We start from the raw sequence: 13808 nt of genomic DNA on the forward strand, positions 1-13808 counted from the left end.
GCCGCGTGACGGTGACCCGCGCCGCGTGACGGTGACCCGCGCCGCGTGACGGTGACCCGCGCCGCGTGACGGTGACCCGCGCCGCGTGACGGTGACCCGCGCCGCGTGACGGTGACGTGCATTGCGTGACGGTGACATGCGGCGTGTAGCCGTGACGTGCATTGCGTGACGGTGACATGCGGCGTGTAGCGGTGACGTGCATTGCGTGACGGTGACGTGCGGTGTGTGACGGTGACGTGCAGCGTGTGATGGTGACGTGCGGTGTGTGACGGTGACGGGTGCCGCGGGACAGTGACGGGCGGTGCGTGATGGTGACGTGCGGCGTGTGATGGTGACGTGCGGTGCGTGATGGTGACGGGCGGTGCGTGATGGTGACGTGTGGCTCGTAACGGTGACGGTGATGGGCGGGTTGGGGTGTCGGCTGGCGGTGGCTTGCTGCGTTGTCAGGCCAGGGGGTCGGCTGGCCAGTTGCCGGGTTCGATGGTGACGAAGTCGGCTACCGCGGCCAAGTGGCGGACCTCGGCGCCGTCGTAGCCGCCCTCGGCGATCACCGACAGGCCGCCCGGGCCAAACTGCCGGTCGATCTGCAGCGTCTTCGTGCCGCCGTCGCCCGCGCCCTCGACGATTCGGGCCGGTACCCCACCGACCAGCGCGTCCTTGAAACGGTCCTCGTCCAGAGCTTGGCGTTCGAAGCTGAAACCCGCGTAGGACTGGCCCAGGCGCACCGTGATGCCGGCCGACAGGACGTAGTTCTCCTGGAACGTCATCGAGCAGCTGTCGACGATGCCGCCGGCGGCTCGGGCGGCTGGCAGGCGGATCGGGGCCGAGCAGCGGTACGCGCGGTCGAATCGGACACCGTCGGCGAACGCCAGGAGGCCGGGCTGGTCGAACGGGCCTGTTGCTTGCGCCCACAGGCCGTTGGTCAGCTGCCAGCGGACCGTGGACCGGGCGAACTGTTCGTCGCGGGCGAACTGGCCGGGGCGCCCGGCCACCGTGACGTCCTGCTTCGCGCCGGGCACGGGGTCGAACCCGTTCGTCGTGCGGGCCAGGTCGACGCGGACCTGCCGGCCGCCGTTGGTCGCGCCCTGCAGGATCATCCACTCGCCGTCGCGGCTCGTGTGGAACTGGCCCGTGCGGATCGGGAACGGTGGTGTGGCCAGGCCGATGTGCAGCTCGCCCGGGTCGCCGACGGACTCCGGGGTGACCGCGCCGGGGACGACCGGCATCGGCGGGAACCGCTCCAGCAGCACCGGGGCGGCCGCGGTCGGCTGGGCGGAGCCGTTGGCGGACGCGGGGGTCGGCGTGGGTGCGGAGGTCGGGGCCGAGAGTGGCGGGCCGGCCGGCTGCTGGGGTGCCCACGGCAGCAGCGAGGCGGCCACCGCCAGCGTGGACCCGGCGGCGGCGGTCACGGACGCCATCGAGCCGGCGATGACCAGCAGCCGGCGCCGGCGTCGGCGGGTTCCGTCGGCGCGGGCCCCGGCGAGGAGCCGCTCCACGTGCACGTCGTCGTCGGCGGCGCGGGCCAGGGAGTCGGCCACGACCCGGTCGAGGTCGGTCATCACTTGTCTCCGTTCATGGCCGGGCTGATCCGGGTCCGCAGCGTGTCCATGGCCCGTTTGACCTGGCTGCGGACGGTCTCGCGGGTGCAGCCGAGCAGGTCGGCGATCGCGGTGTCGTCCAGGTCCTCGTAGTAGCGCAGCACGACCGCGGCGCGCTGCCGGGCCGGCAGCCGGCTGATCAAGCGCCAGGCCAGGTCGCGGTCGGCGACGGTGGCCCCGACGTCCTCCAGGGACCGCGTGTCGGCGGGTACGGCTACCGGCACCTCGTGGCTGGAGACCCGCCGCCAGCGGGAGATGGACGCGTTGACCAGGGCCCGGCGCAGGTAGGCGTCGGGGTTCTGGGTGGCCGCGATCCGCTTCCACTTGACGAAGGCCCGCGCGAGCACCTCCTGGGCGAGGTCCTCCCCGTGCTGCCGATCCCCGGTCAGCAACCGCCCGAGCCGCACGAGCGCGGCCCCCCGCTGCCGCACGTATTCATCGAAGTCCAACCGGCTGCCCTCCGCAGATGGGTACTGTCATCCAACTGCACGCACCCCGCCCCCGAACTGTTGCATCGATGATCACGTCGCTCGGCCCCGCCTCGGTGCAGGTCCGAACCCCGCCGGTACGATGCGGACCGCACCGACGGGGGAGGACATCGATGCAACCTGACTACGAACCGCCACAGCCCGGCTACGGCCCGCCGCAACCGTCACAGCCCGGCTACGGCCCGCCACAGCAGTCACCGCCCAGCTACGGAACGCCACAGTCACCACAGCAGCCGCCGCCCAGTTACGGAACGCCACCGCCGCCACCACAGCAGCCGCCGCCCGGCTACGGAACGCCGCAGCCGCCACAGCAGCCCCCGCCCGGCTACGACTGGCCGCCGCCCGCAGGCCCACCCACAGCACCGTTCGCAGCCCCGCCATCCGGGCCGCCGTTCGCAGCTCCACCATCCGGGCCAGCGTTCGGTGCACCGCCATCCGGGCCAGCCTTCGGTGCACCGCCATCGGGGCCGGCGTTCGGCGCACCACCGTTCGGCGCACCACCGTTCGGTGCCCAGCCCAAGAAGCGCCGGCGCTGGGTGCTGTGGACCGTCCTCGGAACCGTGCTCATGCTGCTGCTCTGCTGCGGCGGCATCGTCGGCGGCGTCTTCTACTACCGGGCGCAGCAGGCCGACTACCTGCGCCTCGACGGGCTGGCGGCGGCCGACGGCAAGCTCGACGAGCTCAAGTCGGTCAAGCTGCCCGGCGACACCGAGATCGTCCGGGTCGCCACGGACGGTGCGACCCTCTACTACCTGGCGTATCAGCCGACGGTCGGCACCAAGGTGACCGCCGTCTCCGTCAAACCGGACGGCCACAACTGGGAGGTCCAGCTCGGCCTCGACCCGCGGGTCAATGACGCGCGGCTGACGCTCGTCGGTGACGTGCTGCTCGTCGACGTCGTCGACAAGAGCCGGACGCCGATGCTGCTGACCCAGCTGTCGCTGGCCACGGGGGACGGGCATCAGCTGTCGAAGCGGGAGGGCAAGCAGGACCAGACGGCCTACGCGGCGATCGTCGACAACTCGATCATCCTCGCCTACGACGGTGACAGCCGCAGCAGCTCCAAGGTCGAGCGGCAGGACCTGAAGACCGGGAAGGCGGCCTGGACCTATCAGGTCGACGACGCCGGCACCGCGCTGCTCGCCGCGTCCGTCAGCTGGCCGGGCGGGCCGAACAAGGGCGCGTTCCCGTATCGGCACGCGGGGGAGCTGCGCGAGCGCGGCGAGCAGAACCTGCGCACCTCGCTCGTCGCCGACCCGGGCACCCTCGTCTTCAACGACAACCGGGGCGTCGTCCACGTCCTCGACGGGGCCACCGGGCAGCTGAAGGTCAAGAAGAAGATCGAGCGGTGGACGTGGATGGTGGTGACCGGCGGGCTGGTCATCGGCAACTTCGGCAGCACCACCGCGGCCTACGACCTGGCCACCCTCACCGAGCGGTGGCGGGTGTCCGGGCAGGCGCTGTACTTCGGCATGTGCGGCGCGACGACGCTGTGCCTGAGCATCCCCGCGGGCAGCGACAAGGACCTGGTGCGCCCGGTCGACCTGACCACCGGCAAGCCGATGGGCGACTCGACGACGGCGCCGAAGGCCCAGGGCGGCGCGTCCGAGTTCGGCGCCACCGAGTTCACCCCCTTGGACAAGCGTGTGATCGCCTCCAACGTGGTGTCCGGGGCCATCATCCGCGACCCGGCGTCGTGGGACATGACCCGCCTGCTGCAGGACAAGCTCAGCGTCACGCCCCTCGCGGCGTCCGGGCGCTACGCGGTCCTGGAGGTGAACGCCCCCGGCATCCTCAAGAGCGGGGTGTCGGTGCTGGACGTCGAGTCGCTGCGATACACCCAGGCCGTGGCGATGGGCGACAGCGACTACGGGTTCGACGCCACCGCCGACATCGCCGGCGGCGTCGCGGTCGTCGTCACCACGGACCGCAGGATCCTGGCCCTGAAGGTGCCGTTCTAGGGCCCCGGACCAACCCTAGGCGGCCGGGGCGCCGAACCACTGCTGCAGCCGGCCCGGCAGCTCACGCTGGTCGTCACCGAGCCAGGCCACGTGACCGTCGGGCCGTAGCAGTACCCCCGGAGCCGGAAGTTTGGCGTCGACGTCCGCGACCACGTCCACCCGGTCGGCCCAGCCCGTGACGCAGAGCCGGCCGGTCCGGTCGAGGAGCAGGCCGCGGCCCCGGTGCAGCCGCTGGTAGAGGCGGCCGCCGTTCAGCGGGATGTCGCGCTGGTGACGGCCGACGAGGGGGTGCGGGTCGCCGAGGTCGTAGCGGACGTCGACGGCGACGACCTTCTCGATGAGGTACCGGTTCACGTCGTCGAAGTCCATCAGCTCGGCGAGGAGGCGGCGCACGGCGAGCGGGCCGGGCTCGGTCGACAGCAGCTCCATCTGGGCCCGGGTGTTGACCAGCACGTCGGCGGCGACCGGGTGGCGCTCGGCCTCGTACGTGTCCAGCAGCCCGGCCGGCGCCCACCCGGCGACCGTGGCGGCCAGCTTCCAGCCGAGGTTGAACGCCTCGTGCAGGCCGAGGTTGAGGCCCTGCCCGCCGGTCGGCGGGTGGACGTGCGCGGCATCACCGGCGAGGAAGACGCGGCCGCGGCGGTACCGCTCCGCCTGCCGGGTCGCGTCGCCGAAGCGCGACAGCCACCGGGGCGAGTGCACGCCGAAATCGGTGCCGGCGGTCGCCTTGAGCTGCTGCCGAAAATCCTCGAGCGTCGGGGGTACTGTCCGGTCGCCGACGACACCGGCGGCGGGGACGACAACCCGGTACACCCCGTCGCCGACCGGCCCCAGCCCGAACCGCTTCTCGGTCTTGCGCACCTCGGCGACGATCGCGCGGACGGTCTGCGGGTCCTCGTCCGCCGACATCTCCCCGAGCAGCGTCTCGACCCGGCTCGGCTCGCCCGGGAAGCCGATGCCGAGCAGCTTGCGCACGGTGCTGCGGCCGCCGTCGCAGCCGACGAGGTACCGCGCCCGCAGCCGCTCCCCGCCCGCGAGCTCGACCGTCACCCCGTCGTCGTCCTGCGCCACTGCGACCACTTCGGCCGAGCGCCGCAGCCCGGCCCCGAGCCCGACCGCCCACTCGGTGAGGATCCGCACCGTGAGCGGCTGCGGGATGCCGAGGACGTAGGCGTGCGCCGAGTCCAGGTCCGCCGGCGGCGGCTTCTCGATGGCGGCGAAGAAGCCCCGCAGCGGATGCTTGCGGCCCAGCTCCAGGAACCGGTCCAGGAGCCCCCGCTGGTCCATGATCTCGATGCTGCGCGCGTGCAGCCCGAGCGCCCGTACGACCGGCGTCGGCTCCGCCTCCCGGTCGAGTACCACCACGTCCACCCCGTGCAGCCGCAGTTCCCCGGCGAGCATCAGCCCGGTCGGTCCGGCCCCGGCCACGATCACGTCAACCACGAGCACGAGTCTGCGCCCGCACCCGGGTCTTGCGGCAAGAGGTGGGGTCTGCTATACGTTAAATATGGCAAGGGCTGACAAATCGTCCCTCGCCATTTTTCTTGCCCTCCTGCTGTAACCGCCGGACCCCCTCGCGCGTGTGCCTCTGCGTCGGGCCGGACGCAGCCAACGGAGGAACGGTGTGACGACGCGGACCGCGGACTCGCCGCCGGTGAGCCGGGACATCGAGGCGTTCTACGCGGCCAATGTGCGGGCGCTGACGTTGCAGCTGTGGGCGTACACCGGCGATCTGGCCTCGGCTCAGGACCTGGTCCAGGAGGCGTTCTGCCGCGCGCTGCCCCGGTGGGAGCGCATCCGCCGGTATGACGACCCGGCGGCCTGGGTCCGCCGGGTCGCCTGGAACCTCGCCACGAGCCGGTGGCGGCGGGCGCGGGCCGCGGCCGAGTTCCTCCGCCGCCAGCGGGCCGAGCACGTCGAGGGCCCCACCCCGGACCGGGTCGTCCTCGCCGCCGCCCTGGCCGCACTGCCGGAGCAGCAGCGCGCGGCCGTCGTCCTGCACCACCTGGCCGACCTGAGTGTCCGGGACATCGCCGCCCAGCTCGGCGCGGCCGAGGGGACCGTCCGCGTGTGGCTGCACCGCGGGCGCACCGCCCTGGCCGCCCAGCTCGCCGACGAGCCGGAGGGCCACCGTGGCTGACGACCTCGACCGGATGCTCGGCGCGGCCTTCGCCGAGCTCACCGCGGCCCGCGCGCCGCACGTCAAACCGGCCGGCCTCGCCCCCGTCCGCGCGAGGGTCCACCGCCGCCGCACCGTGCGCACCGCGCTCGCGGCCGCGGCCGCCGTGCTCGTCGTCGTCATCCCCGTGGCCGCGTTCGCCACCCGCGACCGCGGTGACGCCACCCCGCCGATCCCGGCCGTCTCCGCGTCGGCCCCGAGCTCGCCGGCCGGGACCGACGCCCCGACGATCGACGCGGTCAACGCCGACTGCTCCCGCCCGCCGGTCGAGGGCCCGGTCAGCGTGCAGGACCTCTGCGACGGTACCGTCCCGATGCCCGCGACCGACCACAGTGGACTCTGCCCCGAGGGGCCCACCCTCTTCTCCGCCGGGCAGAGCGGCGGCCCCGTCCTGCTGCTGCGGACCGTCCGGGCGGACGTCGACCACGACGGCCGGCCCGAGACCGCCGCGCTGTATCACTGCGGCGGCGCCGACCCCGGCCGGAGCACCGTGGCCGCCGTCCTCACCCGCACGGCCGAGGGCGTTCGCGCGCTCGGCGGACTCCGGGCGGCTGCGGACATCGGCGCCGACGAGTCCGGCCGGATCTGGGCCCGCTTCGACAGCGACCGCCCGGCCGACCCGTTGTCCATTGTGGACGCGGTGCACCAGTGGCGCGGATTCGGCTGGGACGGATCGGCCTTCGTCCAGGACCGCGGCTCGGTGTCGTTCGACGTGCGGGCCGCGGGTCTCACCGTGACCGCGGCCCTGCGCCTCGACCGGCCCGGACCCGACGGTGTCCGCCCGGCCACGCTGACGATCGCCGTCGGCAACCTCGACCGCGACGCGCACGCCGGCGTCGACCTGCGCATCCCGGCCCTCACCGGCGGCCCGGTCGCGGAGCGCGGCGACTGCATCCTCGCCGACGAGTCCCACACCACCTACAACCGCTGCCTCGTGGGCACGGTCGCGGCCGCCGAGACCAGGACCGTCGTCCTGCACTACCTCGTCAACCCGGCCGACGTGCCGCGGCTCACGGACCCCGCGGGGGTCGCCGGCACCGTGTTCGTGCACCTCGGCGACCGCCGGGCCGGTCAGGTGGCCATCCCGCCGGCGACGACCTGACTCAGCCGCGCAGCCCGGCCACGTACTCCTCGAACGGCCGCGCCGGGCGCCCGAGGGCCTGCCGCACACCGTCCTGCGGCCCGGGGTCCTGTCCTTCCCGCAGGGCGGTGAAGACCCCGGCCATGATCCGGGCCACGGCGGGCGGCGCACCGGCGGCGACCGCCCGGGTCACGTACGTCTCGGCGTCGATGTCCACGAACCGCGCCGCCCGCCCGGTCGCGGCCGCGATCAGCTCCACGGCCTCGCCGAAGCTCAGCGCCCGCGGCCCGGTCAGCTCCAGCGCCGCCCCGTGCAGCCGGTCCGAGGTCAGCGCGGCCACGGCGACGTCGGCGATGTCCCGCGCGTCGACGAACGCCGTCCGCCCGTCCCCGGCCGGCAACGCCAGCTCCCCGGCCCGCAGCTCGTCCCGCCACGCCGTTTCGGTGAAGTTCTGCGCGAACCAGCCCGGCCGCAGGATCGTCCACCCGGCCCCGGAGTCCCGCACGGCCGCCTCAACGGCGAAGAGCGGATGCCGCGGGTGTACCGCCCCGGGCGCCGACAACAGCACGAGCCGCCCGACCCCGCGCGAAGCCGCGGCCGCGACGAACGCGGGCAGGCGCACGGTGCGCAGGTCCGGCTCGACCAGGTACGCGGCCGTGACACCGGCGAGCGCCGCGTCCCACGTCGCGGGCTCCCCGAGATCGAGGCGGACGTCGGCGCCGTGCCGGGCGGCCGTGCGGGTGGGGACGTTCCTGGCGCGCAGGCGCTCGGCGATGCGGCGGCCCGTCTTGCCGGTACCCCCGAGAATCAAGTGTTCATCCACACGGCCAAGACAACGCCACGCGGCCGTGGACGGTCCATGGGCCGGGGTCGAGGAAACCTTTGCGATCGTCTAGCGTGGGGCGGTGGACGTCCTCAGCGACCTGCTGCACCGCGCCCGCGCCGGTGACGCCCTCGTGCGCCGGCTCATCCAGCGCCCGCCGTGGTCGATGACCTACGGCGACACCCCGCCCCTCACCATCGTGACCGCGCTCGGCGGCCCGGCCGCGATCGCGCTCCCGGACGCCCCGCCGCGCACCCTGGCCCCGGGGGACATCGCGCTCATCACCGGCGGCGGCCCGCACACGGTCGCGGACCGTCCCGGCACCCCGCCGCGGTACGTGATCCGGGCCGGCCGCAAGTATTCGGCCGCGACCGGCGAACCGGTCCCGCTCCGGCCGGGCTTCGCGCCGCGCACCTACGGCGACGGTGACGCCGGCGCGACGACGATGCTGCGGGGCGCCTACGAGCTGCGCGGGGGCGTGGGCGACCGGCTCCTGGCCATGCTGCCGCCCCTCGCGGTCGTCCCGGCCGGCCCGCGCACCCGGCCCGTCCTGGACCTGCTCACCACCGAGGCCGGGCACGACGACCCGGGCCAGGACGCCGTGCTGGCCCGGCTGCTCGACCTGCTGCTGGTGATGGCGCTGCGGGCCTGGTGCGCGGGCCCGGACGCGGCCGCACCCGGCTGGTACACGGCCCTCGCCGACCCGGCCGTCGGCGCCGCCCTGGAGCTGCTGCACGCGGACCCGGCCCGGCGGTGGACGGTGGCCGCCCTGGCCGCCGAGGCGCGGCTGTCCCGGGCCGCGTTCGCCGCCCGGTTCACGGCCAGGGTCGGCGAACCACCCCTGGCCTACCTGACGACCTGGCGGATGACCCTGGCCGCCGACCGGCTCCGGGCCACCGACGACCCGGTGGCGACGGTGGCCCGGGACGTCGGCTACGGCGACGCGTTCGCGTTCAGCGTCGCCTTCAAACGCGCCCACGGCCGCAGCCCGTCGTCGTGGCGCCGGACCGGGTGACCGTTCACAGGCCGGGGAGCGTCGGCTGCTCGGTGACGTCGTAGACCGGCCAGCCGTCGGCGCCGGCCCGCACGCCGCCGGTGAGCCGGTGCGGCTGGCGGGTCCCGGGCTCCAGGAGATGCTCGACGGCGGCGCCGCGCAGCACGAGCGCGTCGGCGATGAGCATCCGGTGGCAGTGCCACCACAGCGTCTCCGCGCACATCACCGCGTGCAGTCCGGGCGCCGCCAGGAGCGCGCCGATCGCGTCCCGGAACTCGGGGGTGTCCATGTGGTCGGCGTAGGCGACGAACGCGCCGTTGCGCAGCGCCGTGTGCCGGGAGCCGGGCCGCTCGCGGCGCCGCCCGCCGAGCGCCTCACCCGGCCACGAATACTCCCGCCCGGCCCCGCGGACGGCCGCGGCGAGCTCGTCCCGGCCGAACTGCGGATGCCGGCGCGAACCCGGGTATCGGCGGACGTCGACGAGGGTGTCGACCCGCGCGTCGGCGAGGATCGCCAGGAACGCGTCGATCGACCTGGCCCCGTGCCCGATGGTGCAGACCCGCACGCCTCCCACGCTACCGCGGGTGCCAGGATCGCAGGCATGGGCACGGGGTTCACGATCGGCGACGGCTACGCGATGTATCGCGGGCCGGTGCGCGACAGTGCCCCGCATCGGCACGCCGCGTTCCAGATCGCCATCGCCGCCCGGGGTGACGTGGCCGTCTCCGGTGACGGTGCCGAGCATCGAGGAGCCGCGATCGTGGTGGCGCCGATGGTGGCGCACCGGCTCCTGGCCGCCGCGGACGTGCTCACGTTCTTCGTGGAGCCGCACTCGGTGTTCGCGGATCGGCTTCGCCGGCAGTACCCCCGCGGCATTGTCCTTGCTCCGGAACTGCGCCACCTCGGCGAACACGACGTCGGGCCGCCGAGCCTGCGGCCGTCCGGGGTGCTCGATCCGCGGCTCACGCGGGCGCTGCACACGCTGCTGGAGCGGGAGCTGTCGATGCCCGAACTGGCCGCCAGCGTCGGGCTGTCGGCGCCGCGGCTGCGGGCCCTCGCGCGGGAGCAGGTCGGGATGCCGCTGCCGCGCTGGCGGGTGTGGGTCCGGCTGCGGCGGGCGGCCGAGGCGTTGCGGGCCGGGCAGGCACCGGCGGCCGCGGCGGTGGCGGCCGGGTTCGCCGACCAGGCCCACCTGACCCGCGACATGCGGGACATGATGGGCCTCACCCCAGCGGTGGTGCTGCCGGTGCTGCGCGGTCAACGCCTCGCGACATAAACCGAGATAGAGCCGGTCACGGTGGGTACCACATCAGCCTCGCGAACCCCGATGAACCCGGCCTCGGCCATCAGTCCCGGCAGCGCGCCGTCCGCGTTCGGCTGGGTGTCCTCCTTGCCGTCCGCGAGCTGCACCGTGCGGAACGCCAGCCGCATGAGGCCGGTGCGCTGCCGGCCGTAGTCGGCGATGACGAGCCGCCCGCCGGGGCGCAGGACGGCCGCCATGGACGCCAGGATCGAGCGCTTCATCGGCACCGGACACTGGTGCAGCACCAGGCTCGACACGACCGCGGAGGCCTCGCCGACCAGGTCGGTGAGGGCGTCGCCGCGGCCTTGGACGAAGCTGACGGTGGGCGCCTTGGGCCGGGCCCGTTCGAGGATTTCGGGGTCCGGGTCCACGCCGATGATGCGCGCCCGCGGCTCGACGTCGGCCAGGAGCCGGGCGAGAGAGCCGGTGCCGCAGCCCACGTCGACGATCACGTCGTCGGGCCGGGGGCTCACGTACAGGGCCGTGAGGGAGCGCCACCGCTGCTCGCGGGTGAGGGCCACCACGGCGTCGTAGAAACGGGTCGGGGCGAGGCGGCCGAGGGCGGGCGTGAAGGTGTCGTCGCTCATGCCCGCAGTCTCGGCCGCCCGCCGCTCGTCCGTCTTGAACGGAACGCTTGCCGGTCGGTGTCTACAGGATGCCGCGGGCGTGGAAGGCGGCCCGGACCTGGTTGGCGGCCTGCTGGCCGTAGAGGGCGCGGGCGGTCCGCACGGTCTCGCGGGCGGCGGCCGGCATCGTGGTGTTGGGGTCGAAGCCGAACTGCGCCTCCAGGATCACCCGGTTGGCCTTCGTGCGCCCGAGGGCGTGGTTGATGTCGAACAGCGCCCGCGACCAGATCTCGCCGTCGGCGTGGACCTCACCCTCGAGGTCGGCCGGGTACATCTTCGTCCCGTCGGTGCGGCGCAGGCAGTGCGGGACGTCGTCGGTGTAGGACGTCGAGTCCCAGTCGGCGATGCACGCGAGGGGCGTCCGGGCCGTGTCCGGGCTGTTCGCCTGCGACATCGTGAACGCCCAGTAGTCGCCGAAGCCCTCGCCGATCGAGCCCGCCTCGAGCTCCACTTCGCTGTTGCCGAAGCCGGGGACCTGGTCGTCCTGGATCGCGTGGCCGTATTCGTGCCAGATGACCTCGATGTCCTCGGCGTCGTCGACGCCCCCGGTCCCGAACGTGATGCCGTCGGTGTCCGGGTCGTAGAACGAGTTGTCGTCGGTGAACCCGGTCGTGGCGTAGTCCTGCGGCTCGTTGTTCACGTCGCGGAAGCCGAGGCCGTGGATGTACTCCTGCGCCGAGGTGATGCCGTGATACCCCATCACCTGCTCGAACCCGGGCTGTGAGCGGTTGAAGCTGAAGTCGCCGCGGGCCGAGCGGACCGGGTCGGTGCTGATGTTGTTCGCGTACGCCCCCTGCAGCGTCGTGCCCCGCCCGTCGAGGTGCGTGAGCGCGACGCGGCGGTAGGCCCGCCGCAGCCCCGGGTAGTCGGCGTCGTCGCGGTCGGTGAGCGACTCGTTTTGCGTGGCCACGACCGGATTGGGGTCGAACACGGTCCCGGTCCCGGTGGCCTCCTTGACCAGGTTCTGCTCCTTGAGCGTGGCCCCGCTGCCGGCGTCGACCACCGTCTGCACGGACCCGTGCCCGGTCCGCGTGACGACCAGCCAGGCCAGTTTGGCGGCGGCCCCGGGCACGACGACCAGCTCGGACCGCCCCGCCTGCCCGCCGTGGCGCCCGGCCACCGACGCCCGGGCATGATCGGCCGCGACGCCGGGCGTCTCGGTCGTGAGCCCGCGCACGTCGAGCCGCCCGTCCTGCACGGTCACCGCCCCGCTCGCCGAGTCGGTGTGCGTGGCGTAGAACCCGCCGAGCACCGGCAGCCCGTGATAGAGCTGCTGATACCAGGTGTGCGAACCCAGCAGCGACTGCCGGACCTGCACCTGCCGCAGGTCGTTCGGCACCGCGGGCGCCGCCTGAGCCGCCGTCCCCGACCCGGCGACCACCATCACCCCACCGGCCACCGAGGCCAGCACTCCAACCACACGTCGATACATCCCGTCAGGCTAGGCCCGCACCAAGATCCATTTGCATTTTTGGATGTACTGCGAGGGCCCGGACGAGGGCCGCAGACCCCGGCCACCGCCGCGACGGTGACCGGCCCCTACGAGATCGTGTTCGCCCACTCCGGCAAGTGCCTCGACGTGGCCGGCGCGACCCCGTTGAACGTCCAGCTCACCCAATACACCTGCACGGGCGCGTACAACACACACTGGTATCTGGACTGGGCTGCCGACAACAGCTACTTCCTGATCCGCAACCGCGCGACCGGCCTGTGTGCCAACGTCTCCGGCAACATCTACCTCAACGGCCGGCCGATCATCCAGTGGACCTGCAACCAGGCGTACAACAACGAACGCTTCAAACGCACGACCGCCCCGAATGGCTACTACCTCGAAACCTGGTTCCCGACCGACAAGGTCATCCACCAGGAGGGCAACCAGACCACCGCGAACAACGCCCCGGTGAGCCTGTGGGGCAAGAGTCCGACCGCCAAGAACACCCAGGTCAGGCTCGTCCAGCGGTAGCACCCGCATCCGCTCGTCCGGTGCGGCGGCCGGGGGTCACGAGGCGAGCGGGTCGAACCGGTGGCGGTGCGGCGCCGCCGCCGGTGGATCGCTATTCGCCGGGTGCCGGGGCGGTGGCGTACGCGCGGAGGAACGCCTCGACGCCGGCCACGATGACCGCCTCGAGCTCGGGCTGTGGTGCGGCCGGCGCCGCCCCGTCCGGCCGGTCCAGGACCCTTTCCAGCGCGATGCCGATGGTCAGCGCGGTGAAGTGGCGCGCCGCCAGCAGCGGGTCGTCCAGTGGCGGTACCCCCAGGCGCAGTACCCCCTCGGCGGCCAGCTCGGCGAAGCGCTGCTCGAGGAGCCGCTCCGGACGGTCCCGCACCAGCGTGGGCAGCCGGGGTACCCCGGGTTGCTGCACGATGAGGCGCCGCAGGGTCGCGTAGTCCGGCGACGGCAACGCCCGCGTGACGATGCGGCCGGCGAACGCGGTCAGGGCCGCGCGCAGGTCCCGCCCGGGCGTGAGCTCCTCGTCGACCGCGGCCCGCACGGTGGCCGTCAGCGCGTCGGTGACCCGTTCGGCCACGCGCACGAAGACGGTCTCCTTGTCGATGAAGTGGTCGTAGATCGTCCGCTTCGAGACGCCGGCGCGCGCGGCGATCGCGTCGACGCTCGTGCGGTCGTAGCCGTCGGTGGTGAACAGCCGCAGGGCCGCGTCGAGGATCGCGCTGCGTTTGTCCTCCGAGCGACGGCGACGGCCGGGCGTCTGCACCGGGGCGATCTGTCGAACCACGTTCACAGCGTACGCTCAGC

Annotated in this window: 14 protein-coding genes; 6 read left to right on the top strand and 8 right to left on the bottom strand. The window is 73.6% G+C overall.

The annotated features are described in order from the left end of the window. Positions 1 to 443: 443 nt before the first annotated feature. Both ACIA8L_RS45155 and ACIA8L_RS45160 read right to left on the bottom strand, forming a co-directional pair. Positions 444 to 1559 carry a hypothetical protein gene (locus tag ACIA8L_RS45155; protein ID WP_395914697.1) on the bottom strand — a complete coding sequence of 372 codons (1116 nt, stop codon included), beginning with the start codon at positions 1557 to 1559 and terminating at the stop codon, positions 444 to 446. After that, a complete protein-coding gene (locus tag ACIA8L_RS45160; protein ID WP_395914699.1) occupies positions 1559 to 2047 on the bottom strand; it encodes a SigE family RNA polymerase sigma factor in 489 nt (162 codons plus the stop codon). Before ACIA8L_RS45160 ends, ACIA8L_RS45155 begins: the two co-directional genes overlap by 1 nt. 575 nt (positions 2048 to 2622) lie before the next feature. Here ACIA8L_RS45160 and ACIA8L_RS45165 point away from each other — a divergent pair. Next, on the top strand, positions 2623 to 4047 hold the full coding sequence (locus ACIA8L_RS45165; RefSeq protein ID WP_395914701.1) for a hypothetical protein: 1425 nt from the start codon (positions 2623 to 2625) through the stop codon (positions 4045 to 4047). A 15-nt stretch (positions 4048 to 4062) separates the two neighbouring features. Here ACIA8L_RS45165 and rox read toward each other — a convergent pair whose 3' ends face one another. Next, positions 4063 to 5490, bottom strand: coding sequence for a rifampin monooxygenase (gene rox, locus ACIA8L_RS45170; protein WP_395914703.1), 1428 nt, complete (start codon positions 5488 to 5490; stop codon positions 4063 to 4065). 181 nt (positions 5491 to 5671) lie between these two features. Here rox and ACIA8L_RS45175 point away from each other — a divergent pair, with 181 nt between their 5' ends. Then, a complete protein-coding gene (locus ACIA8L_RS45175) occupies positions 5672 to 6187 on the top strand; it encodes a SigE family RNA polymerase sigma factor (RefSeq protein ID WP_395914705.1) in 516 nt (171 codons plus the stop codon). Next, positions 6180 to 7328, top strand: a complete 1149-nt coding sequence (locus tag ACIA8L_RS45180; protein WP_395914707.1) for a hypothetical protein — start codon at positions 6180 to 6182, stop codon at positions 7326 to 7328. Before ACIA8L_RS45175 ends, ACIA8L_RS45180 begins: the two co-directional genes overlap by 8 nt. Before the next feature lies 1 nt (position 7329). On the opposite strand, the gene ACIA8L_RS45185 is transcribed toward ACIA8L_RS45180, so the two are convergent. Continuing rightward, entirely contained in the window at positions 7330 to 8130 is an 801-nt protein-coding gene (locus tag ACIA8L_RS45185) for an NAD(P)H-binding protein (protein WP_395914709.1), read from the bottom strand. A gap of 82 nt (positions 8131 to 8212) precedes the next feature. On the opposite strand from ACIA8L_RS45185, the gene ACIA8L_RS45190 reads away from it, so the two are divergent. After that, the gene (locus tag ACIA8L_RS45190) at positions 8213 to 9145 is read left to right on the top strand and encodes an AraC family transcriptional regulator (protein ID WP_395914711.1); all 933 of its coding nucleotides are present in this window, start codon (positions 8213 to 8215) and stop codon (positions 9143 to 9145) included. 4 nt (positions 9146 to 9149) lie between these two features. Here ACIA8L_RS45190 and ACIA8L_RS45195 read toward each other — a convergent pair whose 3' ends face one another. Further along, positions 9150 to 9689: a DUF488 family protein gene (locus tag ACIA8L_RS45195; RefSeq protein WP_395914713.1), complete on the bottom strand. Its 540-nt coding sequence runs from the start codon at positions 9687 to 9689 to the stop codon at positions 9150 to 9152. A 36-nt stretch (positions 9690 to 9725) separates the two neighbouring features. Here ACIA8L_RS45195 and ACIA8L_RS45200 point away from each other — a divergent pair, with 36 nt between their 5' ends. Then, positions 9726 to 10400 carry a helix-turn-helix domain-containing protein gene (locus ACIA8L_RS45200; RefSeq protein WP_395914715.1) on the top strand — a complete coding sequence of 225 codons (675 nt, stop codon included), beginning with the start codon at positions 9726 to 9728 and terminating at the stop codon, positions 10398 to 10400. Here the strand turns inward: ACIA8L_RS45200 and ACIA8L_RS45205 are convergent. After that, positions 10382 to 11014, bottom strand: a complete 633-nt coding sequence (locus ACIA8L_RS45205; RefSeq protein WP_395914717.1) for a class I SAM-dependent methyltransferase — start codon at positions 11012 to 11014, stop codon at positions 10382 to 10384. The two genes, ACIA8L_RS45200 and ACIA8L_RS45205, sit on opposite strands and share 19 nt — an antisense overlap. Before the next feature lie 61 nt (positions 11015 to 11075). Continuing rightward, positions 11076 to 12485 (bottom strand): M36 family metallopeptidase, encoded by a 1410-nt coding sequence (locus tag ACIA8L_RS45210; protein WP_395914718.1) that lies wholly within the window; start codon positions 12483 to 12485, stop codon positions 11076 to 11078. A 39-nt stretch (positions 12486 to 12524) separates the two neighbouring features. Here ACIA8L_RS45210 and ACIA8L_RS45215 point away from each other — a divergent pair, with 39 nt between their 5' ends. After that, positions 12525 to 13016 carry an RICIN domain-containing protein gene (locus ACIA8L_RS45215; RefSeq protein ID WP_395914720.1) on the top strand — a complete coding sequence of 164 codons (492 nt, stop codon included), beginning with the start codon at positions 12525 to 12527 and terminating at the stop codon, positions 13014 to 13016. A 91-nt stretch (positions 13017 to 13107) separates the two neighbouring features. On the opposite strand, the gene ACIA8L_RS45220 is transcribed toward ACIA8L_RS45215, so the two are convergent. Further along, the gene (locus ACIA8L_RS45220; protein ID WP_395914721.1) at positions 13108 to 13788 is read right to left on the bottom strand and encodes a TetR/AcrR family transcriptional regulator; all 681 of its coding nucleotides are present in this window, start codon (positions 13786 to 13788) and stop codon (positions 13108 to 13110) included. Positions 13789 to 13808: the final 20 nt, after the last annotated feature.

The organism is Dactylosporangium sp. NPDC051541, from assembly GCF_044454505.1.
In the GTDB taxonomy this organism is placed as follows: Bacteria; Actinomycetota; Actinomycetes; order Mycobacteriales; family Micromonosporaceae; genus Dactylosporangium.